The 21,164-nt window shown below is 48.8% G+C and carries 26 protein-coding genes; 5 read left to right on the top strand and 21 right to left on the bottom strand.

From position 1 onward, the window contains the following. Positions 1-72: 72 nt before the first annotated feature. The 4 genes from deoC to AC2VDX_RS15825 all read left to right on the top strand — a co-directional run bounded on the left by deoC (position 73) and on the right by AC2VDX_RS15825 (position 4,800). Positions 73-762: a deoxyribose-phosphate aldolase gene (deoC, locus tag AC2VDX_RS15840; protein WP_378173757.1), complete on the top strand. Its 690-nt coding sequence runs from the start codon at positions 73-75 to the stop codon at positions 760-762. A gap of 85 nt (positions 763-847) precedes the next feature. After that, a complete protein-coding gene (gene recO / locus AC2VDX_RS15835) occupies positions 848-1,852 on the top strand; it encodes a DNA repair protein RecO (RefSeq protein ID WP_378173760.1) in 1,005 nt (334 codons plus the stop codon). 3 nt (positions 1,853-1,855) lie between these two features. Further along, positions 1,856-3,532, top strand: coding sequence for an MFS transporter (locus tag AC2VDX_RS15830; RefSeq protein WP_378173763.1), 1,677 nt, complete (start codon positions 1,856-1,858; stop codon positions 3,530-3,532). A gap of 77 nt (positions 3,533-3,609) precedes the next feature. Then, on the top strand, positions 3,610-4,800 hold the full coding sequence (locus AC2VDX_RS15825; RefSeq protein WP_378173766.1) for a glycosyltransferase family 4 protein: 1,191 nt from the start codon (positions 3,610-3,612) through the stop codon (positions 4,798-4,800). Between the two features lie 132 nt (positions 4,801-4,932). On the opposite strand, the gene AC2VDX_RS15820 is transcribed toward AC2VDX_RS15825, so the two are convergent. The 4 genes from AC2VDX_RS15820 to AC2VDX_RS15805 form a co-directional block, all read right to left on the bottom strand. Next, positions 4,933-5,919 carry a peptidase gene (locus tag AC2VDX_RS15820; protein ID WP_378173769.1) on the bottom strand — a complete coding sequence of 329 codons (987 nt, stop codon included), beginning with the start codon at positions 5,917-5,919 and terminating at the stop codon, positions 4,933-4,935. A gap of 23 nt (positions 5,920-5,942) precedes the next feature. Continuing rightward, the gene (secG, locus tag AC2VDX_RS15815) at positions 5,943-6,176 is read right to left on the bottom strand and encodes a preprotein translocase subunit SecG (protein ID WP_378173772.1); all 234 of its coding nucleotides are present in this window, start codon (positions 6,174-6,176) and stop codon (positions 5,943-5,945) included. 97 nt (positions 6,177-6,273) lie between these two features. After that, on the bottom strand, positions 6,274-7,872 hold the full coding sequence (gene gpmI, locus AC2VDX_RS15810) for a 2,3-bisphosphoglycerate-independent phosphoglycerate mutase (protein ID WP_378173775.1): 1,599 nt from the start codon (positions 7,870-7,872) through the stop codon (positions 6,274-6,276). A gap of 279 nt (positions 7,873-8,151) precedes the next feature. Next, entirely contained in the window at positions 8,152-8,250 is a 99-nt protein-coding gene (locus tag AC2VDX_RS15805; RefSeq protein WP_486928198.1) for a hypothetical protein, read from the bottom strand. A gap of 253 nt (positions 8,251-8,503) precedes the next feature. On the opposite strand from AC2VDX_RS15805, the gene AC2VDX_RS15800 reads away from it, so the two are divergent. After that, the gene (locus AC2VDX_RS15800; protein ID WP_378173780.1) at positions 8,504-8,902 is read left to right on the top strand and encodes a hypothetical protein; all 399 of its coding nucleotides are present in this window, start codon (positions 8,504-8,506) and stop codon (positions 8,900-8,902) included. Positions 8,903-8,947: 45 nt separating this feature from the next. On the opposite strand, the gene AC2VDX_RS15795 is transcribed toward AC2VDX_RS15800, so the two are convergent. The 17 genes from AC2VDX_RS15795 to rplO all read right to left on the bottom strand — a co-directional run bounded on the left by AC2VDX_RS15795 (position 8,948) and on the right by rplO (position 21,153). Beyond that, positions 8,948-10,642, bottom strand: a complete 1,695-nt coding sequence (locus AC2VDX_RS15795) for an ABC-F family ATP-binding cassette domain-containing protein (RefSeq protein ID WP_378173783.1) — start codon at positions 10,640-10,642, stop codon at positions 8,948-8,950. Between the two features lie 123 nt (positions 10,643-10,765). Next, a complete protein-coding gene (locus AC2VDX_RS15790) occupies positions 10,766-11,062 on the bottom strand; it encodes a hypothetical protein (RefSeq protein WP_378173785.1) in 297 nt (98 codons plus the stop codon). Further along, positions 11,034-11,534 carry a hypothetical protein gene (locus AC2VDX_RS15785; protein ID WP_378173788.1) on the bottom strand — a complete coding sequence of 167 codons (501 nt, stop codon included), beginning with the start codon at positions 11,532-11,534 and terminating at the stop codon, positions 11,034-11,036. Before AC2VDX_RS15785 ends, AC2VDX_RS15790 begins: the two co-directional genes overlap by 29 nt. A 569-nt stretch (positions 11,535-12,103) precedes the next feature. Then, positions 12,104-13,216 (bottom strand): peptide chain release factor 1, encoded by a 1,113-nt coding sequence (gene prfA / locus AC2VDX_RS15780; protein ID WP_378173791.1) that lies wholly within the window; start codon positions 13,214-13,216, stop codon positions 12,104-12,106. 93 nt (positions 13,217-13,309) lie between these two features. Next, complete coding sequence (gene rpmE / locus AC2VDX_RS15775; protein WP_378173793.1) at positions 13,310-13,564, bottom strand: 50S ribosomal protein L31; 255 nt, start codon at positions 13,562-13,564, stop codon at positions 13,310-13,312. 114 nt (positions 13,565-13,678) lie between these two features. Continuing rightward, positions 13,679-14,092, bottom strand: coding sequence for a 30S ribosomal protein S9 (rpsI, locus tag AC2VDX_RS15770; protein ID WP_378173796.1), 414 nt, complete (start codon positions 14,090-14,092; stop codon positions 13,679-13,681). Continuing rightward, entirely contained in the window at positions 14,092-14,547 is a 456-nt protein-coding gene (gene rplM, locus AC2VDX_RS15765) for a 50S ribosomal protein L13 (RefSeq protein ID WP_378173799.1), read from the bottom strand. Before rplM ends, rpsI begins: the two co-directional genes overlap by 1 nt. Before the next feature lie 101 nt (positions 14,548-14,648). Next, entirely contained in the window at positions 14,649-15,500 is an 852-nt protein-coding gene (gene truA / locus AC2VDX_RS15760) for a tRNA pseudouridine(38-40) synthase TruA (RefSeq protein WP_378173802.1), read from the bottom strand. 51 nt (positions 15,501-15,551) lie between these two features. After that, the gene (rplQ, locus tag AC2VDX_RS15755; protein WP_378173805.1) at positions 15,552-15,902 is read right to left on the bottom strand and encodes a 50S ribosomal protein L17; all 351 of its coding nucleotides are present in this window, start codon (positions 15,900-15,902) and stop codon (positions 15,552-15,554) included. Positions 15,903-16,010: 108 nt separating this feature from the next. After that, positions 16,011-16,979: a DNA-directed RNA polymerase subunit alpha gene (locus AC2VDX_RS15750; protein ID WP_378173808.1), complete on the bottom strand. Its 969-nt coding sequence runs from the start codon at positions 16,977-16,979 to the stop codon at positions 16,011-16,013. Positions 16,980-17,114: 135 nt separating this feature from the next. Further along, positions 17,115-17,510, bottom strand: coding sequence for a 30S ribosomal protein S11 (rpsK, locus tag AC2VDX_RS15745; protein WP_190411878.1), 396 nt, complete (start codon positions 17,508-17,510; stop codon positions 17,115-17,117). 113 nt (positions 17,511-17,623) lie between these two features. Then, complete coding sequence (gene rpsM / locus AC2VDX_RS15740; protein WP_190411879.1) at positions 17,624-18,007, bottom strand: 30S ribosomal protein S13; 384 nt, start codon at positions 18,005-18,007, stop codon at positions 17,624-17,626. Positions 18,008-18,069: 62 nt separating this feature from the next. Beyond that, positions 18,070-18,183: a 50S ribosomal protein L36 gene (gene rpmJ / locus AC2VDX_RS15735; protein WP_071782548.1), complete on the bottom strand. Its 114-nt coding sequence runs from the start codon at positions 18,181-18,183 to the stop codon at positions 18,070-18,072. 127 nt (positions 18,184-18,310) lie between these two features. Then, entirely contained in the window at positions 18,311-18,538 is a 228-nt protein-coding gene (infA, locus tag AC2VDX_RS15730; RefSeq protein ID WP_015203280.1) for a translation initiation factor IF-1, read from the bottom strand. A 196-nt stretch (positions 18,539-18,734) separates the two neighbouring features. Next, complete coding sequence (locus tag AC2VDX_RS15725; RefSeq protein WP_378173813.1) at positions 18,735-19,301, bottom strand: adenylate kinase; 567 nt, start codon at positions 19,299-19,301, stop codon at positions 18,735-18,737. Next, the gene (gene secY / locus AC2VDX_RS15720; protein ID WP_378173817.1) at positions 19,301-20,641 is read right to left on the bottom strand and encodes a preprotein translocase subunit SecY; all 1,341 of its coding nucleotides are present in this window, start codon (positions 20,639-20,641) and stop codon (positions 19,301-19,303) included. Before secY ends, AC2VDX_RS15725 begins: the two co-directional genes overlap by 1 nt. Positions 20,642-20,688: 47 nt before the next feature. Continuing rightward, positions 20,689-21,153, bottom strand: a complete 465-nt coding sequence (gene rplO / locus AC2VDX_RS15715) for a 50S ribosomal protein L15 (protein WP_378173820.1) — start codon at positions 21,151-21,153, stop codon at positions 20,689-20,691. Positions 21,154-21,164: the final 11 nt, after the last annotated feature.

Below are 21,164 nucleotides of genomic sequence, written 5' to 3'. Positions count from 1 at the left end.
GATCTTTTGTTTAATTTTGCTTAAATATCTGATAAAACTTAACAATAGGTAAGGTGAGCGAGAGGAGAAGCAATGGCTGTCACTCAGCCAAATATTGATATTGCTCCATTGATCGATCATGCGCTGCTAAATCCAACGGCAACTCCAGAGCAGGTTAAGCAGTGGTGTGAAGAGGCTGACAGGTTTCAGTTCGCGGCAGTGTGCGTCTATCCGGCATACGTGCGGCAAGCGGCTGAGCTTCTCAAAGGCAAACAGCCGAAAGTCTGTACAGTCATCGGTTTTCCCTCTGGAGCGACAACATCGGCGGTTAAGCTCTACGAAGCCCAAGAAGCCGTCGAAAATGGGGCGGTGGAATTGGATGTTGTCATCAACCAGGGTTGGTTGAAAATTGGGAAGACTGAGGAACTACATCGGGAAATTGCGGAAATTTGTGAAACGGATCAAATCGTCAAGGCAATTTTGGAAACCACCCGCCTGACAGATGCAGAGAAACGACTGGCAGCGGAAATATGTATGGATGCAGGAGTGGCATTTTTAAAAACCAGCACTGGTTTGTTTGGGGGTGCCACAGTAGCGGATATCCAACTTTTGAAAGAAGTAGCACGAGAACGGGTGGGCATTAAAGCATCGGGGGGAATCCGAACCCCTGAGCAAGCCTTGGAGTTAATCATGGCAGGAGCGACGCGGTTAGGCACGTCGCACGGTCCCGATCTGCTTCGTCAGCGCGATACGCTGGAGAAGGAGGGAAAGGGGAATCGGTAATGGGTAATCGGGAATGAGTCGCTAACTCTTGACCAATTACCTCTTGACCAATTACCCATCACCTCTTGACCAATTACCCTACGTCATGAGTCGAACTTACAAAGCAACCGGAATCAATCTAAAGAGTATGGCGCTGGGCGAGTCTGACCGGCTGCTAACGATTTTGACGACTGAATTTGGTTTGATTCGGGCTGTGGCACCGGGGGCACGCAAGCACCACTCAAAGCTAGGTGGAAGGAGTGCTTTGTTTGTAGTGAATGAGCTACTGATTGCCAAAGGGCGATCGCTCGATAAAATTACTCAAGCAGAGACGCTAGAATCTTACCCCGGCTTAAGTCAGGATCTCCAAAAACTGACAGCCAGCCAATACCTGGCGGAAGTGGTTCTCTGTCAGGCGTTGAGCGACCAGCCGCAAATGGAACTGTATGAGTTGCTCAACGAACATCTGCATCGGTTAGAGCGATTGCCTGCCAACAGCGCTGCTCTGGTTTTAGCTCACTTAACCCACGGCGTGTTTCACCTGATGGCTTTGGCTGGCGTTGCGCCTCAGGTTCAACATTGTTGTGTCTCGCGGCATCCCCTGATGCCGGAATTTACCGATCCAGACTGGCGGGTTGGGTTTAGTACTGCTGCCGGTGGAACGGTGAGTTTACCAGCATTAGAACGCCTGCAAGCCGAAGCGCGATCGCGCACTTCTGGTAGTACAGCAAAAGGCAATTTGGCAGTAGAGAAATTCTCGCCTACAGCCATCGGCTTTTCACCTCAAGATCAAGGCACAATACCAGAGGAACCCAGTGGGAACTACCAAACGGTTGTTCATCCACAAACACCCCTGATGCTGAACACCAAACTGAACGCCGTCGAGCTGGCGCTGCTACAGCAGCTGGCTCAGCCAGAGCTACCCCAGAGCAGAAAGAGCAATGAAGAATTAATTCATCCAACATCCCTCATCCCTCATCCTTCCGAAGACGCCGCTTGGGTTTCAGTAGAGCAACTCTTACGTCAGTACGTCCAGTATCACTTTGGTCGGTCAATTCGCTCTGCGGCTTTGATGGATGCTTGTTTCTCGTCCCAGCTGAATTTATCCTGAACCATGATGCAACGGTATGATTCCGATCTACAAGCGCGAAGTTTGTCTCTAAGTCAGTCTAGACAGAGAATTGAGGACGGCGAACGGTGGACGGAGGAAGGAAAATTTCCTCGCTCTTCCGGACTCAATGTTCCCGCTTCCGAGCGCCCCCACCCTGCTTTTACTGGATCGTCAACACCTACCACATCGCGCCCCTTGTCTGACGAGCGCTTGACACCCCCTCAAACCTCTGAATGGGAAAAGGTTCGCCCGGCGATTTCTTTCCCCCACTCCCCAGTGGACGATGCTGTAACCCCAAAGATAGATACAGAAACAGACGATCCCTCCGGTGAGGGGTTGAGCCACAGCGCCTCACCGTCCAGTCTGGTTGTCGATGAGGCAGCAACGGAGGAAGCACAAGGGTTTTTGCCGGTTTTAAAAAACCGTAACTTCCTGGCGCTGTGGGGTGGTCAAGTTTTCTCGCAGATAGCGGATAAGGTGTATCTGGTGCTAGTGATTGCATTGATTGCGACTCACTTTCAAGCACCCGATCAGACGATCAGCGTGTGGGTATCGGCGATCATGATGGCATTTACGATTCCCGCCGTGCTGTTTGGTTCAGTTGCGGGTGTGTTTGTAGATCGGTGGCCTAAGAAGGCAGTGCTAGTGGCAACGAACCTGCTGCGGGGGGCACTGGTTTTGGCGGTGCCGCCGCTGCTGTGGATCTCGCATGGCTGGTCAACTCTGGGAGGGTTGCCGGTGGGATTCTGCATTCTGCTGGGATTAACGTTTCTGATTTCTACGCTGACGCAGTTTTTTGCCCCCGCCGAGCAGTCAGTGATTCCGCTGGTCGTGGGACGCCATCATCTGCTTTCGGCGAACTCGCTGTACACGATGACAATGATGGCTTCGGTGATCGTGGGATTTGCCGTAGGAGAGCCGTTACTGGGAATTGCCGACACCCTGGTGGGACGCTTGGGTGTGGGGGCGGACATTGGCAAAGAATTGGTGGTGGGTAGCAGTTATGCGATCGCGGGATTGCTGTTGCTCTTCCTCCGCACTGGGGAAAAAACTAACGACCCCGAACAAGATTCACCCCACGTTTGGGAAGACCTGCGCGACGGACTGCGTTACCTAAAAGAACAACGCCGCGTCCGCAATGCTCTGATCCAACTGGTAATTTTATTTTCAGTCTTTGCGGCGCTGTCGGTTCTGGCCGTGCGGATGGCAGAAGTAATCCCTGGCTTGAAATCCTCTCAGTTCGGCTTTTTACTAGCGGCTGGCGGGGTTGGTATGGCTGGGGGGGCGACGGTTCTGGGGCACTTTGGGCAGCGGTTCTCCCATAATCGGCTCAGCCTCTATGGTTCTATGGGAACGGCGGCATCTCTGGTTGGTCTGGGATTGTTTACGAAACATCTATTGCTGGCGTTCCTGTTGACAACGCTTTTGGGCTTTTTCGGGTCGATGGTGGCTATCCCGATGCAGACGACCATCCAAGCAGAAACCCCCGACCAAATGCGAGGGAAAGTCTTTGGGTTACAAAACAACGTCATTAATATTGCTCTAAGCCTGCCTTTAGCCTTAGCAGGCGTTGCAGAGACGATTTTGGGGTTACAGGCAGTATTTCTGGGTTTAGCAGCGATCGCGATCGCAGGAGGACTCCTAACCTGGTATATTTCCGGTACAGGAAAAGAAAAGTGATGAGTTTTGAATCACGAGTTTTGAATGATTAACTCATAACTCAAAACTCAAAACTAAAAACTCAAAACTCTTAGAAAATGCACATAGCCTGGCTCGGAAAAAAATCACCCTTTTGCGGCAATGTCACCTACAGTCGAGAAGTTACCAATGCGTTGTTAGATCAGGGCCATCGAGTTAGCTTCCTCCACTTTGCCCTAGACGAAGAATCTGACCTCCAGACTTGGCCTGGATGCGAGGAAGTCTCTCTGCCTTTCCTGTACAAGTCCCAGGTTTACACGATCCCGACGCTGAGATCGAGCAAAGTCTTGATGCGATCGCTCGAAGAGCTAAAGCCAGACGTGGTACACGCCTCGCTCACCCTATCACCTCTGGACTTCCTGCTGCCGGAAATCTGCGAAGAACTGAATTTACCTCTGGTTGCCACCTTCCATACCCCCTTTGATGGAAAGCGACGCAATCTCAAATCAGGGACTCAACTCCTGACTTATCAGCTGTATGCGCCTTTCCTGGCATATTACGACCGAACAATTATCTTTTCTCAAGTTCAGCGGGATTTACTAGCACGACTGGGAGTCGCGGCGTCAAAGGTAGCCGTGATTCCCAATGGCGTTGATGTCCAGAAGTATTGTCCAGGACCTTCTAACATCAAATCTGAATTAAACGCTAAGCGTCTATTTGTCTACCAGGGTCGAATTGCCACAGAAAAAAATGTGGAAGCAATGCTCCGAGGCTGGAAAGAGTCAGAAATGGGGCCGGAGTGCAAGTTATTAATTGTCGGCGATGGGCCTTTGAAACCGTCTTTAGAGCCTTTTTATGACTCAGAATACGGCATCATCTGGTGGGGAACCGAACCGGATGAGCAACGGCGAATCGAAATTTTGCGGGGAGCCGATGTGTTTATTCTGCCTTCTCTGGTGGAAGGGCTTTCACTCTCCTTACTAGAAGCAATGGCTTGTGGCGTCGCCTGTGTAGCCACCGATGCCGGTGCTGATGGCGAAGTTTTGGAGGGGAAGCCGTTGGAGGGAGACGCTGGGATAATTCTCAGAACTCAAGGGGTAGCTGGGCAGTTGCGAACCCTACTGCCTGTGTTAAGAGGCAACCCGGAGTTTACAAAGCGACTGGGACAAAAAGCGATCGCTAGGGTTGTAGAGCGATACACCCTCAGCCGCAACATCGAGCAATTAGTAAAACTTTATACTAAGTTGCTAGAGGAGCGGCGAGTCCAGTTGAGTGATTGGCGTTATCAAGGTAGAACAAAAATCAGCTAATCGTAATTCTGAAGGGGTAATCGCGGATTGTTTTCTGATTCCCGATTTCCGTTCTTAATGAGAGAAACGGCATAACTTCCAGTCGAACACAAAGGCAACAAATACGCCGTGTTCAGTTATACTCCGAACCATCTAGCAAGTGATTGACGGCTTGCAGGTGCCCCCTAGCCCCACCACTGCACGCCTAGATGGCACGATGAGCCTATTAGCCAATACGCTACGCTTGAGGTGGCTTTGGGTGGTATTTGGCAAAGGCCATCCCAGTCGCGTTGGCTGCTCGTAGATCCGCTTGAGGGTGTTGATGTCTCTCGAAGAAATCGGGGGAGGATTACGCACCTGGGAAAAATACAGGGCGTCTGTTTCTAAAGGACTGTGCCCCCAGATCCCCAATGCGTGCCCCAGTTCGTGACGGGCAGCTGATTGAATATAGTCGCCGGTTTGAGTAGGACTAAGTTGGATCGTAAATCGATGGGAAAGCACAGATGGGGTGCCTATCACTTGGTTCAGGTAGAATTCATAGCGGGTTTCAGCAGAACGAGCGCGAGGCAGATGAAATTCCCCGGTGCGGCGGTTGAAGGATGGCTTGAGGGGAGGAAGCGATCGCCCGATCTTGATATCAGCCATCTCTGCCTGCTCGACCACCTGGAGGGGCAAATAAACGCCCCATTCCTGCACGGCTTTTAACACAGCAATTGCCCACTGTTGGCTGACGGTGGAAGTTTCTGGTCTCTCTACGTACACCTTAACCGGAAACTGCGACCAAACCAGATAGCCAACGGGGGTAGGCTTCACCTGAGAGAAGTAATCACCACTGTTGCTGGTATCTTGCCATTGCAATAGTGTCGGCGGTAGGACGTGCGCTTGGGGTGGCGGGAGGGAGGTTGCAGATAACTGGCGTGACATTTCAGATGCCCAAACATCGCCAGCGTCCACCATCTGAAAATGGACTAAAACCGCCAACAAGCAAGTAGCGATCGCGATTCCCACCCTGATGAATCGTTTTGAGTTTTGAAAAGAGTTTGGATGTCGCAGGCGGTTCTGTAGGCTTTGTTTAAGAGTTTGAAAGTTTGATGGTTTCGCCTTTTCAACTTTCCCACTTTTTAACTCAAAACTCATCATTTATAATGCATCACGATTTGATGCTATCGCCATAACCGATCCATGCTCAAAATCACCGTCAAGCCCAGAAAAATGACAGTGAATATCCAGGTTACTCGGTTCAGCGCTGTTTCTGCACTCCTGGTGCTGGTAAACAGCTGAGCCTGTCCGCCAATCCCCCCAATGCCATCTCCCTTAGGACTATGTAGCAGCACTAAAACAATCAGAATGATGGAAGACAGTGCCCATATAATTTGGAGGATGCTATATAGATTCATAGTTTGTTGTTAGGTGTCAGTTTTCAAAAATCGTTAATTGCTAATCCTTAATAGCTAATTGTCAGCAAAATGCAATTAGCTATTAAGGATTAGCAACTTACAGAGAAACTCGCACGGGTGTGCGATTGGCGCGGACATCAAATTCCAGAGGAACCAGCATCGAACGACCCGTCATCTCTAGTGGCTGTGGCAGCTTTAAGATTTCCAGAATCGTCGGTGCCATGTCCGACAAACGTCCATCACTTCGCAAAGTCACTTCAGTACCATAGCCGGGAATTTTTAACCCTTCCCCTTCCACCAGGATAAAGGGCACGGGGTTGGTTGTGTGAGCCGTCCAAGGGTTGCCTTCTTTATCCTGCATATATTCAGCGTTCCCGTGGTCGGCAATGATTATCGCCGTGCCACCCGCCTTATTGATGCTTTCCAGAAGGCGTCCCAAACATCGGTCTACCGTTTCCAGTGCTTGAATCGTGGGTTCCATCTGACCCGTATGCCCTACCATGTCTGGGTTGGCGTAGTTGATGACCATGAAGGAGTAAATGCGTTTTTCAACGGCAGCGATCGCTACATCCGTCGCCGCTGCTGCTGACATCTCCGGTGCTTGGTCATAGGTTGCAACCATTGGACTCGGTACCAGTTCCCGGTCTTCCCCTTCAAAAGGTTGTTCCCGACCGCCGTTGAAGAAATAAGTAACGTGGGCGTATTTCTCTGTTTCAGCAGTCCGAAACTGGCGCAGTCCGCGATTGGCAATGACTTCTCCCAGGATGTTACTCAGGTTCTGGGGTTCAAAAGCCACCAAAACTGGCAAATTCGGTTCGTACTGAGTAAAAGTGACGAAGCTCAGCGGCTGGATGTGCTGTCGTTCAAAGCTCTTAAAGCCGGGAGACACTAAGGCTTGAGTAAGTTGTCTGGATCTGTCGGGTCGGAAGTTAAAGAAAATGACACCATCCCCCGCTTCCACAGCTCCAGGAGCAATCCGGGTTGGGTTGATAAATTCATCTGTGACATTTTCAGCATAGGAAGCCTGCAAAACTTCCCGCGCCGAGCGACCATCTCCCAAGCCATCCTGGGTCATCACATCGTAGGCGCGTTTAACCCGATCCCACCGATGGTCTCGATCCATTGCGTAGTAGCGACCGCTGAGGGTGACAATGCGTCCGACCCCAATCTGGTCAATGTGGTCTTGAATCTTCTGAATTGCCTCCACACCCTCATGGGGATAGGTATCGCGCCCATCGGCGATCGCGTGGATACAAACCGAGGAAATCTCTTGTGCTTTCGCTAAATCCAGTAATCCTAGAAGATGCGCCAGATGAGAATGCACCCCACCTTCGGAACAAAGCCCAACTAGGTGAAGCTTACTACCCCGACTCTTGACTTCCTGACAGACTTGCACCAATGCGGGATTGCTCAGTAAACTACCGTCTTCCACGGCGTCTGAGATGCGAACTAATTCTTGCGGTACAACCCGACCAGCACCAATGTTGAGATGACCCACTTCTGAGTTACCCATCTGACCTTCTGGCAACCCTACAGCCTTGCCGGAGGTATAGATGAGTGTGTGGGGATAGACTGCCCAGAGGCTATCCATTACAGGTGTGTTAGCGGCGGCTATGGCGTTTCCATCGGTTTCTTCGCGGTACCCCCAGCCGTCTAGAATGACTAGCACCACGGGAGAGACAGGTGCTTGCGCCATACTCAATTGCCCTTTGTTTTCAGTAATTTCTCCGTCATGATATCATCGCCCTTTGTACTCGCAGTGTTATTTTTAGCAGCTCCTGTCAGCTTTTTTGGTTTTTTTCCCTGGGACAGCACAGCAATTCTCTTTAGATGAGATGACTGTTTTTTTACAGGGTCCGGGGAGGAAGCGATCGCACGCTGAGAATTGCTTAATGCAGGATGCGATCGCCAGTGGTTTTACAAGTCACGTATCCTATACTGTGCATAACTTATCGCGTTTACGAGGTTTGGTCTGTTAACCCACCTGAACGCAACTGGGACCCAAGTCTGTCACTACACAAGCGTTACACGCTGGTTTCTTGGCTTTGCAAATAGTTCGACTGTGGTATGTCATAAAAACAAAACAATTTCCCCACCCTGACTTAGGCAACTGTTCCACTATTTTAGCTTGCATCCCTCTAGGGGAGGAGTTTATCTATTTTTTAACGCAAAGGATGCAAAGGTTTACGCAGAGTAACGCAAAGGAGGTAATTGGGAAAATCCTGATTTTATGCGGTAGTCATAAAATATATACGGTGTGTTAGCGATCGCTTAACGTACCCACCCATCAAGCGCACTGAACAATAATTGTGGGAGGAATCTTATAAATGAATAACAAAACCTACCAAGATATAGCTAAAGGATTTGTTTGTAAGCTTACTTTCTCTGTTTCAATTACGATGTTTCTTTATTGCCAACCTTATTTAATGTACAGTGTTGTTACCCATGATCTTAAATATACATTTATATTTGGAATTTTAGCGTTGTTTTGCTTTGGTTCGATAATATCTGAATCCGCTAATATTTGGTATAAAGAGAATGCTATAGCCCATATTAAGCAAGCAATATCTATCTGTTCTCCTCATCTAAGCAATTTAGAAATCAAGGAGTTGAATAGTCAATTTGCTAGAGTTAAGACCCGAAATGACTATATTCTTTTGGATAAAAAGTTGAGAGAATTAGCTGCGAATAATCAGCTTGATTTACCTAAGTTTGATATTCTCTAAACAAACTGTAGGGTGGGCATTACCCACCCCACTAATTTATTTGTGTTATTTGCGTTTGCTTGATTCCTTAGCAGCTTTAGCAGCTTTCTTGGCAGCTTTATCAGCAGCGATCGCATCTAATCTTGCCTGTTCTTTTTCCTCAGCAATTTTGTCTAGATAGTAATGGTAATCTCCTCGATACAGGCGGAATTCTCCATCGCGGATCTCGACAATTTTATTGGCAACTTTGGAAATAAAATAACGGTCGTGGGAGACTAAAATCACTGTACCCTCATAGTTTTGGATTGCCTCTTCCAACATTTCTTTAGCTGGAATATCCAGGTGGTTAGTAGGCTCGTCCAAAATCATTAAATTAACTGGACGCAAGAGCATTTTTGCTAACGCCAGACGAGCTTTTTCACCTCCGCTAAGAGCCTCAACCTTTTTAAATACGGTGTCACCGCTGAACAAGAAACGTCCTAGAAGCGTGCGAACTTCCTCATTTTTCCATTCAGGTACTTCATCATGGATAGTTTCCATGACAGTTCTAGAAAGATCCAACGCTTCCGCCTGATTTTGCTCGAAATACCCAGGAATAACGTTGTGAGCGCCTAATTGAACTGAGCCTTCGGTAGGTTTTTCCATGCCCATAATTAGACGCAATAGAGTAGATTTGCCAGCACCGTTCGGGCCGAGGAAGGCAATGCGATCGCCTCGTTCCATTAACAGATTCGCATCCAAAAATAGAATTTTATCGTCGTAAGTATGCACCAAATTATTGATTTCCACTACCTCACGACCACTGCGGGGAGCGTCGGGAAAACGGAAGCGCAGAGTCCTTAATCCCCCAGCCGGTGCTTCAATCCGCTCAATTTTTTCTAGTTGTTTCTCGCGGCTTTTTGCTTGGGTGCTGCGGGTAGCACTGGCACGGAAACGGTCAACAAAGACTTGCTGTTTTTCTAGTTCTTTTTGCTGACGTTCGTAGGCGCTGAGTTGGGCTTCTTGGTTTTCCGCTTTTTGTTGTAAATAAGCCGAATAGTTGCCTAAGTAGGTGGTAGAAATGCCGCGTTCTGTTTCTACAATTTGGGTGCAAAGGCGGTCGAGAAATTCCCGGTCGTGGGATACTATCACAATCGGGGTTTTCAGCCCTTTGAGATAGGTTTCCAGCCACTCAATGGTTTCTAGATCCAGGTGGTTAGTTGGTTCATCCAGCAGTAATAAATCGGGTTTTTGGAGTAAGATTTTGCCCAAACTCATCCGCATCTGCCAACCGCCGCTGAAAGCACTAACGAGGCGATCGCCATCTTCTGGCACAAACCCCATCTCTGGCAACATCTTCTCAATCCGTGCGTCTAACCCATAGCCATCCAACGCTTCAAACTGCCGCTGTAGCCGATCCAATTTGTGGATCAGTCGATCTAGTTCCTCTGGATTGGCAGTTTCCATGTCTCGCTGCACCTGCGCCAGAGAGTGCTGCACTTGGTTGGCTTCTTTGAAGACCGTCCAAAGTTCTTCTCGCACAGTGCGCGTAGGATCTACCTCAAATTCTTGAGTCAGGTAGGCAATGTGCAAATTGGCAGGACGAATCACTTCCCCAGCAGTGGGTTCAATCTCCCCGGCAATAATTTTGAGCTGAGTCGATTTTCCGGCACCGTTAACGCCGACTAAGCCAATGCGATCGCCCGGTTTGACTTCCCAGCTGACATCCTTGAGAACTTCGCCGGTCGCGTAAATTTTGCTGATATGTTCAAGTCGTAACATCAAGAGTCTCCAAGGATGCTGAGGGGATGAGCGAATTATTTGACGGATGTCAGTTGGTATTGCCAGTAAGTCCGTCAGGCGATCGCTAGAGTCCAGTTTATCTTAACAAAATTTAATTCTAAATTAGAAACTGGCAACTGTTGGGAGGCAGGTTGAAGATCCCAGATCGCGATCGTCTTTCTCTAGGTGTACCGATGGGAAGGCTGATTTTGGATTACCTGAGTCCTTCTTCTCGCCTATCACTTCAGGCGCTTTTGTTATAAGTCGGTAAGCGCAAACAACAACTACTGGTATTCTTTGATTCAGGATAGTGATTAAAGATTGGGAAATTTTATCTAGTCCCAAATTTCCCAAATAACAAGTTGTATTTAATTCCGCCCGCTTACTCGCATTAGCGATCGCCTCTGGGAATTGGCCCATCCCTCACTTCAATCAACTCTTCAATGGATTTTCCTACGATTCGTGCAATTGGTCCTAGCTGATTATCGTTAATTTCTTTTCCTAGAAAAATTTCTTTCAGCTCTTTCCAAGACAATCGATAAGAATCGCAGAACCGGGCAAATTCTTTATCACTAATATCAAGTTCATCTTGTCTATCCCTTAATAGCAAGGCGATCGCCGCCGATCCATATCTAGGACGTTCGGTGCTTGCAATATATTTTTTCATTAGAATATCAACTCTATTCGTATCGCCCCCCGCCTCAGTTATCAAGTCAAAACAAGCCATTTTGAGAGCTTTGCGTAGCCTTTCATCTTCATCGAGAAAATCAACGATTCGGAGGGCATATTCTGGTTTTATAAATCCAACGACGGCTCCCTTATAGTAAATTGGAGAATAGGGATCGTTTGGATCGTAATTCCAATCCGAAGCTTGATTATTATTGTTTGACATCTCGGCACCTCTGGTCAACGCTATTTATACAAGCCTTTAAAGCAGTTTTTTCAATTAATTTAGACGAGTCTATTTTTACATCCGTTTTACTTGAGCCTAAAGTTAGAGAAACTTGACTTAATAGTGTTATTAATAATATATGAGTAATTATTCATATCTCTCTAATAAGAATAAAATACAAGAAAATAAGGCTTTTGAACAGTTGGATTCATCCTGCTCTCACTTCCAACCCAGATAGATAGGGGGGAAAGTCAGCTTTTTGTTAGGTAAGGGCGATTGCCATCCCGATTTTCGAGCAAAACAGCAGGGTACAACCGTTCCTTAGCTAATTTTGCCAGAATTTCATCTTGCGGATAGTGATATAGAACGCAAAAGTCCTGCTGTTGAAGCGATCGCGTCTGAGAGCAAGTTTGTTAATTCTCTGGCAAGGTGGGTTTCTCTAATGATGGGCAATTTACCGGAGATGATATTATGAAAAGACATAAAAAATCCAGCCGCTTACACGTCGGCTGGGTGCGGGATGGCAAAAACGCGATTAATCGCGTCTTTCGATACCTTTAGCTCTGATCTTAATGAAGCGACTCAGCGTTAGTAGTGGAAGCGGCTAATTCTGCCAAGCGTTCCTGCTGGTCTTGAGAGATACAAGCCTGAATAATATGTTCCAGGTCGCCTTGCAGAACAGGGTTAAGGCTGTAGTTCTGATTCAGGCGGTGGTCGGTGACACGGTTATCTTTGTAATTGTAAGTGCGAATTTTTTCCGAACGGGAGCCGGTACCTACCTGAGAACGCCGCATGGAGGTAACAGCTTCCTGTTGTTCGCGCAGCTTCATTTCGTAAAGCTTGGCACGGAGGATTTGCATAGCGCGTTCTTTGTTTTGCAACTGACTTCGCTCTTCGGTACAGAAAATCCGAATCCCCGTCGGCTTGTGGAACAAGTCGGCAGCAGTTTCTACCTTGTTCACATTTTGACCGCCAGCACCGCCAGACCGAGCTGTACTCATTTCAATATCCTTCGGGTCAATGTGTATCTCTACATCATCCACCTCTGGCATCACCGCCACTGTTGCCGTTGAGGTGTGAACCCGTCCTCCAGCTTCCGTCACTGGCACCCGTTGTACCCGATGGACGCCAGCTTCAAACTTTAGCTGGCTGTAAACGTTGTCGCCCTGGATTTCCAAGATGGCTTCTTTAAAACCACCCGACTCTGCCCGCGACTCGCCCAGTAACTTAATCTTCCAGTTTTGAGTTTGGGCGTAGTACGAGTACATCCGCACCAAATCGCCCGCCCAGATACTCGCCTCATCTCCACCTGTGCCAGCACGAATTTCCAGCATGATGTTTTTGTCATCATTGGGATCGCGGGGCAAAAGTAAAATCTTGAGGCGTATTTCCAAATGCTCTAGCTTGCTTTCCAGTTCTTCCACTTCCAAGGCTGCCATTTCCTGCAACTCAGGATCGCTAGCAGATTCCTTATGTACGAGTTTTGCGCCCACCAAGTTTTGCTGAGTTGTTTTCCAACTTTCGTAGGTGTTGACAACTTCCTCCAATGAGGAACGAACCTTTGCCACCCGTTGATACTCATCTGGATTGGAGGCGGTATCTGGATCTGCCAGTCGGCGGGTTAACTCATTAAAGGTTTGCTCAACGGAATTTAATTTCTCCAGCAGGTATGTTTCAGCCATAGGAAATGCGATCGCTCCACAAAAACAGCAGGAAAGCTTATCATCAATAACTTCGACCCAACAGGTGGGTCGCGCTACGAGCAAGCCGACCCGCTACTTTTTGCCTTGGGAACCCGAATCATCACCTTGGGCTTGGTTGGTTTCCAACATTCCGTATTTCCGCAGGAAGCGCTCTACCCGACCTTCGGTGTCAATAATTTTCTGGGTTCCGGTGTAAAAGGGGTGGTTGCCCGACCAAACATCAACGTGAAGTTCTGGTTGTGTTGAGCCGACAGTCATTACCACTTCTCCGTTGCAGTAAACTTTTGCTTCTGGATACCACTGCGGATGAATTCCTTGTTTTGCCATGATTGCTCCTCGACTGGGTAATGTCCCTATACAAATTCTAGCTTTCCAGCATTAGCGAGTGCGAGGTCTGCCTCGCACCTACCATCGATAACCAACTCAAAAGCGATCGCTTCTTTATCGCTTCGAGTACTGCGGAGCCTTCCGGGCTTTGTGCAAGCCGTATTTCTTCCGCTCTTTAGCTCTGGGATCGCGGGTCAAATAACCTTCGCTTTTCAGCGGCTGGCGATTGTCCGGGTCGAGTTGGCACAAGGCTCTCGCCACTCCCAACCGAATCGAATCAGACTGTCCGGTTAATCCACCGCCGTGGGCTTTCACCAGAATGTCATACTCATTTTCCAGACCCAGGGTTTCCAGGGGGGCTTTTGCTGCTGACAGATAAGCCGCTTGGTAATTGAAGTAATTGTCTCCCGGTCGGTCATTAACAATCATCTGACCGCTTCCGGGAACCAAGCGAACCCTTGCTACGGAAGACTTGCGGCGACCTGTTCCCCAGTACACGACTCGACCACTTTGTTCTACTGCTTGCATTAACTTTCTCCTCCTGGAATTGTTTGAATTTTGATTTCCTGGGGTTTTTGAGATTCATGGGGATGGGATGGTCCCGGATAAACTTTCAGCTTGGTGAACAGTTGTTTCCCCAGAGAACTCTTGGGCAGCATCCCGCGCACGGCCTGTTCGATAATCCGCTCTGGGATACGGCCCTGTAGCTTGGCAAAGGTTTCAGTCTTCATTCCGCCCGGACGCCCCGAATGTCTCCGATAGAGCTTTTGAGTGCGTTTTTTGCCCGTGACTACTACTTTTTCGGCATTGACGACGATCACGAAATCGCCGGTATCCAGATGGGGCGTAAAGATGGGCTTGTTTTTGCCTCTTAGAATCATGGCAATTTCACTCGCCAGACGGCCCAGACGCTGCTCTGCGGCATCGACGACGTACCAATTGCGTTCTATGGAGTCTTGAGATGGGATGGGGGTTTTGTTCATGGTTCTTTTTATACGCTTCAAGGGGTGAGTCAAAAGTTGGTAAGTTGGAGCTTTGAATGTTGAAGAACCTTTTAACCTTCAACCTTCTCACCTTCAACCTTTCAACTTAGGCAATATTCGGCAGTGGTGACAGTCGGCAAGACCAACTTAGGCTGGGTGTCAAACCAGACTTCCGGGGGAAAGGGAAACTCCGGGTAGCCAACTCGCAACAGGCACAGACCTTGAGCGGGTGCAGAGTACTTCACTTCGTGACGGCGCTGGTTTACCCACAACTCGGTAAAGCTTTCTGGCGATCGCTCTTTCCTTCCCACCTGTACCAGTAATCCCACCAGCAGCCGCACCATGCCATACAAAAATCCGTTGGCTTGAATCTCAATATGAATAAATGAGCCGTCTCGGTAGCACTCTGCCGCCTGCACATCCACCCAGGAATGCGATCGCGCCGAATTCGCCCTGTGAAAAGCAGCTAGATGGTGGCTGCCTATCAAAGGGGTTAAAGCTGCCTGGATGCAAGATTCATCTAGCGGTGCATAATAATAATGCCAACTGAAGGGCTGCACAAACAAGTTTGGCTTGAGATCTGTATAGATCGTGTATCGATACCGACGCCAGTTCGCAGAAAACCGAGCGTGCCAGTTTGAACCCACAGCAGCTGAGGCTCGAATCAGAATATCATCGGGCAGATGAGAATTAAGAATCGCCGCCCACTTATCAGCCGGAATGGGACCCGTAGCCTCAAAATGTGCCACTTGTGCTGCTGCATGGACACCGCTATCGGTGCGCCCCGCACCGTGTAGAGTAACAGGTCGCTCCTGCACCTTGGACAGAACTGTTTCAATCTCTTCCTGCACGGTGCGCCCATTGGGTTGCCGCTGCCAGCCATGAAAATGAGTGCCCAGGTATTGGATTACCAGGGCAACTCGCTGGGTCGATAATGGCATGGCTTCTAACATGATGAGCTTTGAGTTGTGAGTTTTGAGTTCTAAATTCTCTCAGTCCTCACTTCAAACCAGCTCGATAATTGCCATTTCGGCATTATCACCCCGACGTGGCACGGTTCGCAGGATACGGGTGTATCCTCCGTTGCGTTCGCCATAACGGCTAGCGGCTTGCTCAAACAGGGCATGAACCAACTGTTTGTCATAAATGTAGCCCAAGGCTTGTCTGCGGGCTGACAGAGAGCCGTCCTTTGCCAGAGTAATCATTTTTTCCACTTCCGGGCGCAGCGCCTTGGCTCGCGTCTTGGTGGTAGTGATTCGACCCTGACGGATTAGTTCGGTTGCCAGCGACCTCAAAAGCGCTCGACGCTGGTCGGAGGGCTTACCCAGTTTTGGAATACGACGACAGTGACGCATAACGATTTTGAATTGCTAATTGGTAATTGGTAACTGCTAATTGGTACTCGGTGAAAAAGTAATTGGTAACAGGTAAATGATTCTACCTATTACCCATTACTCCTTACTTCAAGTTGTTTTCGCCGCCTTTTCGTGGGGCAGGGTAATTCCCAGTCGCCGCTGCAAGGCTTCGATGACTTCTTCTGCCGACTTTTGACCAAAGTTTTTAATCTCTAGCAGATCCTCTTGGCTGTAATCCAGCAAGTCGGCTACGGAGTTAATTTGCGCTCGCTTGAGACAGTTGTATGCCCTCACCGAAAGCTGCAATTCTTCGATTGGGATCTGGCTGGTAGGATCTTCATCATCGGTATAGTCTACCGTCATCGGATCGAGAGTGATATCTTTCAGAGGATTGAACAAATCCACCAAAATACTCGCCGCTTGAGAAAGTGCCTCTTGGGGACTGAGGCTGCCATTCGTCCAGATTTCCAGGATTAGTCGGTCTCTTTCCAAAGAACCGTCAATCCGGGCATCTTCAATGCTGTAGTTAACTTTATGCACCGGCATAAACACAGCGTCGATCTGGAGGAAGTCCAAAGCAGCAGTTTCGTCTCGTCCCCGGTCTACTGCGCGATATCCCTTGCCTCGTTCGATGCGAAATTCCATTTCCAGCCTAGCGTCGTCTGCTAGGGTGGCAACGTATTGATTAGGATCGACCACCTCAACTTCGGAGGGTAAATCAAATCGTCCGGCTGTCACTGTTGCTGGGCCTGTGACAGTTAATCGAGCAATTTGGGGATGGGAGGAATGACTTTTGAGTACAATGTCCTTCATGTTCAGTAGAATTTCTAGGACATCCTCCCGCACTCCCTCAACTGTGGCAAACTCATGATTAACCCCCGCAATCCGAACAGCTGTGACTGCTGTCCCTTCTAAGTTAGACAGTAGAACCCGCCTCAGCGCATTGCCAACGGTGGTGCCTTGACCGCGTTCTAGAGGTTCCAGGACAAATTTGCTATATTGGCTCCGATTATTCTCAGTTTTGGACTCTACACACTCAATTTGAAACTGCGCCACGGAGTGACCTCCCTTCTTCATAAAACCCCTGGAAAGAACGCTGAAAGCGCTTTCCTAGCATTGCCACTGCTGTCCCAATGCCAATTCAGCAGTTAGCTGTTTGCCACTTGCTGCTAATTACTAATTGCTTTGAGTGCGATCGCACTCAAAGCAATCCTAGACTCGACGTCGCTTGGGCGGACGACAGCCATTGTGGGGGATTGGCGTCACATCTCGAATTAAGGTAATTTCTAGCCCCGCCCCTTGCAGCGCTCGAATCGCGGTTTCTCGACCAGCTCCTGGACCGCTAACCATCACTTCAATCTGACGCATCCCCTGATCGGTCGCTCGGCGAGCCGCACTTTCAGCTGCGGTTTGCGCTGCAAAAGGAGTTCCTTTTTTCGCTCCTTTAAAGCCACTTGAGCCAGCTGAAGCCCAGGAAAGTACGTCCCCGTTCGTGTCGGAAATCGTGACAATCGTGTTGTTAAAAGTGGACTGGATGAAGGCTACGCCATTGGGTACGTTGCGTTTTTGTTTTTTTGGACCCGTTTTTTTTGTTGGTTGTCGCGCCATGTGGATCTAGTTGACAGTAGTTATAATGGGTTGGCTGAATTGCTTGGTCAAGTTTGCCTTTAGCAAACGAAATTCGAGCCTCTGCTTTTAGCTTTTCAGCTAACAGAAGAAGGTTATTTCGGTCCTGGTGCCTTTCTCTTACCTGCGACTGTGAGACGCCTGCCGCGACGGGTTCGGGCATTTGTACGGGTTCGTTGACCCCGAACTGGCAAGCCCATCCGATGACGCCGACCCCGGTAGGTGCCAATGTCAATCAGGCGCTTGATGTTCATTGCCTCCCAGCGTCTGAGATCCCCTTCAATTTGATAGTTGCTTTCCACTGCTTCGCGCAGGGCAGCTACGTCCGAATCACTTAAGTCTTTTACTCTTGTGTCTGGATTAACTTTGGATGCTGCCAAAATTTCTTTGGAGCGCGAGAGTCCAATTCCATAGATGTAAGTCAGACCAATTTCTACGCGCTTATCGCGAGGAAGGTCTACCCCAGCAATCCGTGCCACGCTTGTTGTCTCCCTAGTCTTGCTTTTAGTGCTATAAACTTGTCCTGAGGATCGGGCCTTCGTTAACCTTGGCGTTGCTTGTGTTTTGGGTTAGAACAAATCACCATGACTCGACCGCGCCGCCGAATGACGCGGCATTTTTCACAAATTTTTCGGACTGATGCTCGAACTTTCATGCCTATTTTGGCTACATTGCAAGCTCTACATTATATCACTTTTTAAGTGGATTTTAAAGTTCATCTGCTTGACGAATTTTTTAATAAGACAAGCTTTTTAAGAGGAGCGAATCGCTTTTTTTCGCCACTACTTTTTGTTACGCAGCCGATAAGTAATTCTGCCTTTGGTTAGGTCGTATGGGGTGAGTTCCACTTTGACGCGATCGCCCGGTAGAATCTTGATGTAATTCCGGCGGATTTTCCCGGAAATATGGGCTAATACATTAAACCCATTGTCTAAATCGACCCGAAACATTGCATTAGGCAGGGATTCTGTTACCGTGCCTTCCATTTCAATTAAATCTTGTTTAGCCAAGTTATCCTTTTCCTCAATTCTTCAGCTTGCCTATTGTCATTCACGGATCATGCCCCTGACTGACAGTCAAGGTCTTATTAACATATTTTATCAAAAATTCACTTCATCCGGTTTGGGGTCAGTCCCAGCCGCCAGCCTGGGAAGTGGATTGGCAACGAACTGACCCCAAACATCTGGGCGATCGCACCCGCTCCTGTCAAGAATGAACAACTTGTTTGAGTGCGGAAGTAACTTCTTCTAGGGAGCGATCGCCATCAACTGAAACCAACTGTTGGCGTTGCTCGTAGAAATCAATTAACGGAGCCGTTTGGTTGCGATAAACTTCCAAACGACGACGAATGACTTCTTCCGTATCATCCGTTCGTCCGTCCTTGCGCCCTCGTTCCAGCATCCGCTCCACCAACACTTCGTCCGGAACTTCCAGGTTGAGAACGCTATCGGAGACTTGGTCTAATTCCTGCAACAATTCATCCAGGAACGTCGCCTGAGAGACGGTACGCGGGAAACCATCTAGAATCCAACCGGGTTGGGCATCCGTTTGGCTAAGGCGATCGCGCACCAGATCCAATATCAAAGCATCGGGAACCAACTCACCCCGATCCATATAAGACTTAGCCTTCAAACCAAGTTCGGTTCCGGCAGCCTTGGCATTTCGCAAGATGTCACCCGTGGAAATGTGAGGAATTTCCAGCTCTTGAGCGAGGATATGTGCCTGAGTTCCCTTCCCCGCCCCTGGCGGCCCCAAAAAAATCAATCGCGTCACTACTGCTTCACCATTCCTTCATAGCGCTGGGAAATGACATACGTTTGGATTTGCTTGGCTGTATCAATTGCCACGCCCACCAGAATCAGCAAAGAAGTAGCTCCCAGCCCTTGAAAAGTCGTAATGCCAGTGGCTCTTTCCACAATTGTTGGCACGATTGCCACTAATCCCAAAAAGATAGCGCCTAAGAAAGTTAGCCGATTCAAAACCCCTTCCACATAATCGCTAGTAGCCCGACCCGGACGAATGCCAGGGATGCTGGCTCCCATCTTTTTCAGGTTCTGTGACAAATCCACGGGATTGACAATCAAAGATGCGTAAAAGTAGCTGAAAAACAGAATCAAGATCAGATAAACGACCTCATAAACTCCGGGCGTCTGACTATTGGGATTTAGAGCATTCGCAACTTGATTCAGAACTTGATGGAGTTGCACCAAAAACGGGTTGTTGCCAGGATTTTGAGTAATCTGAGCTAGGAAACCTGGGAAAATCAAGACGGAAGACGCAAAAATGATCGGCATAACGCCACCCTGGTTCAGCCGCAAGGGCAGGTAGCTCGTCCTTTCCCGGTAGAGTCGTTTACCCACCTGTCGGCGTGCCGAAATAATCGGAATCCGCCTGGTTCCCTCCTGCACAAAAACAATTCCCAGGATCATGACTAGGAAAACTAATAGCAGAATGATCACCGGTCCCACATTGCGATTGTCAACCTGGGCGTAATTAATGGTTTGCCCAAGCGACCTGGGTAGAACTGCAACAATATTGATAAAGATCAACAAAGAAGCACCGTTACCAACCCCCCGCTCGGTAATCAGCTCTGACACCCACATCACAAACATCGAACCAGCTGTTAGAGCGAGTGCAGTCTCCGCAATGAACAGAGGTCCTCGAACGTTCGTTGCATAGCGTTCAAGCCATACCGCAATGAAGCTAGTTTGAATCAAAGCCCCCCCCAGCGCTACATAGCGAGTAACCTGAGAGATTTTTCGCCTTCCAGCTTCTCCTTCATCCTTCTGCAATTTCTCCAAAGCAGGGATAGCGGCTGTTAGCAGTTGGATAATGATGGAGGCATTGATATAGGGCAAAATCCCCAAAGCAAAAATCCCTAAGGCGGTAATGCCGCCCCCAGAGAAGATGTCCAGAAATCCAATTAATTGGTTATTTTGAATATCTTGAGCAAACCTAGTCCGATCAATTCCCGGTACTGGCAAAAAGATGCCAATGCGAACTAAAATTAGCAAGCCGATGGTGAGAAGCAGCCGACCTCTAAGACCGGCTGCTTGAGCCATCTGTGCAAAGGTTTCCTGAGCAGTTGGGCTTTTGTCTCGACTAACGACCATGAAGGGGTACCTCAACGATGAGCAAGAGACGCTGGCATACAATGTGCTTAACCCTTACGGGCACGGGCAGCAACGATTTCACAACTGCCACCAGCGGCTTCAATCTTGCTGCGAGCCGAGCCAGTGAAAGCAGCTGCTTTTACGTTCAGAGCCACATTCAGTTCCCCGTCACCGAGTATTTTCAGCGAACCTTGATTGGCGGTGATAATACCAGACTCCATCAATGAGTCCAGAGTCACTTCCGTGTTAGCAGGGAGTGATGCCAGCTTACTTACGTTGATCGTAGTGTACTGTTTACGATTAATGACCGTAAAGTGCTTTAACTTAGGCAGGCGTCGGTACAGTGGCATTTGTCCGCCTTCAAATCCGGGTCGTGTGCCCCGCCCCGATCTCGATTTTTGACCGCGCATACCAAAGCCACCGCTGGCACCTTGACCAGCCGCTATGCCTCGTCCAATGCGTCGGCGGCGCTTCTTTGAGCCTTTTTTAGGGACTGCATCTTCTAATCTCATTCGCTTGACCT

The sequence above is a fragment of the Coleofasciculus sp. H7-1 genome (assembly GCF_057473865.1).
Note: the sequence above shows the minus strand (reverse complement) of the source record. Positions and strands in the feature narration are given on the sequence as shown.

Bases quoted from the DNA above. Each gene is read 5' to 3' on its own strand.
- deoC (WP_378173757.1), top strand. From the start codon at position 73: ATGGCTGTCACTCAGCCAAATATTGATATTGCTCCATTGATCGATCAT.
- truA (WP_378173802.1), bottom strand. From the start codon at position 15,500: ATGTTAGAAGCCATGCCATTATCGACCCAGCGAGTTGCCCTGGTAATC.
- rpmE (WP_378173793.1), bottom strand. From the start codon at position 13,564: ATGGCAAAACAAGGAATTCATCCGCAGTGGTATCCAGAAGCAAAAGTT.
- AC2VDX_RS15750 (WP_378173808.1), bottom strand. From the start codon at position 16,979: ATGAAGAAGGGAGGTCACTCCGTGGCGCAGTTTCAAATTGAGTGTGTA.
- AC2VDX_RS15820 (WP_378173769.1), bottom strand. From the start codon at position 5,919: ATGATGAGTTTTGAGTTAAAAAGTGGGAAAGTTGAAAAGGCGAAACCA.
- rpsK (WP_190411878.1), bottom strand. From the start codon at position 17,510: ATGGCGCGACAACCAACAAAAAAAACGGGTCCAAAAAAACAAAAACGC.
- rpmJ (WP_071782548.1), bottom strand. From the start codon at position 18,183: ATGAAAGTTCGAGCATCAGTCCGAAAAATTTGTGAAAAATGCCGCGTC.
- AC2VDX_RS15795 (WP_378173783.1), bottom strand. From the start codon at position 10,642: ATGTTACGACTTGAACATATCAGCAAAATTTACGCGACCGGCGAAGTT.
- rpsI (WP_378173796.1), bottom strand. From the start codon at position 14,092: ATGCAAGCAGTAGAACAAAGTGGTCGAGTCGTGTACTGGGGAACAGGT.
- AC2VDX_RS15800 (WP_378173780.1), top strand. From the start codon at position 8,504: ATGAATAACAAAACCTACCAAGATATAGCTAAAGGATTTGTTTGTAAG.
- rplQ (WP_378173805.1), bottom strand. From the start codon at position 15,902: ATGCGTCACTGTCGTCGTATTCCAAAACTGGGTAAGCCCTCCGACCAG.
- gpmI (WP_378173775.1), bottom strand. From the start codon at position 7,872: ATGGCGCAAGCACCTGTCTCTCCCGTGGTGCTAGTCATTCTAGACGGC.
- recO (WP_378173760.1), top strand. From the start codon at position 848: ATGAGTCGAACTTACAAAGCAACCGGAATCAATCTAAAGAGTATGGCG.
- AC2VDX_RS15805 (WP_486928198.1), bottom strand. From the start codon at position 8,250: ATGACATACCACAGTCGAACTATTTGCAAAGCCAAGAAACCAGCGTGT.
- AC2VDX_RS15785 (WP_378173788.1), bottom strand. From the start codon at position 11,534: ATGTCAAACAATAATAATCAAGCTTCGGATTGGAATTACGATCCAAAC.
- secG (WP_378173772.1), bottom strand. From the start codon at position 6,176: ATGAATCTATATAGCATCCTCCAAATTATATGGGCACTGTCTTCCATC.
- AC2VDX_RS15830 (WP_378173763.1), top strand. From the start codon at position 1,856: ATGATGCAACGGTATGATTCCGATCTACAAGCGCGAAGTTTGTCTCTA.
- prfA (WP_378173791.1), bottom strand. From the start codon at position 13,216: ATGGCTGAAACATACCTGCTGGAGAAATTAAATTCCGTTGAGCAAACC.
- AC2VDX_RS15825 (WP_378173766.1), top strand. From the start codon at position 3,610: ATGCACATAGCCTGGCTCGGAAAAAAATCACCCTTTTGCGGCAATGTC.
- secY (WP_378173817.1), bottom strand. From the start codon at position 20,641: ATGGTCGTTAGTCGAGACAAAAGCCCAACTGCTCAGGAAACCTTTGCA.
- AC2VDX_RS15790 (WP_378173785.1), bottom strand. From the start codon at position 11,062: ATGGGCCAATTCCCAGAGGCGATCGCTAATGCGAGTAAGCGGGCGGAA.
- rplO (WP_378173820.1), bottom strand. From the start codon at position 21,153: ATGAGATTAGAAGATGCAGTCCCTAAAAAAGGCTCAAAGAAGCGCCGC.
- rplM (WP_378173799.1), bottom strand. From the start codon at position 14,547: ATGAACAAAACCCCCATCCCATCTCAAGACTCCATAGAACGCAATTGG.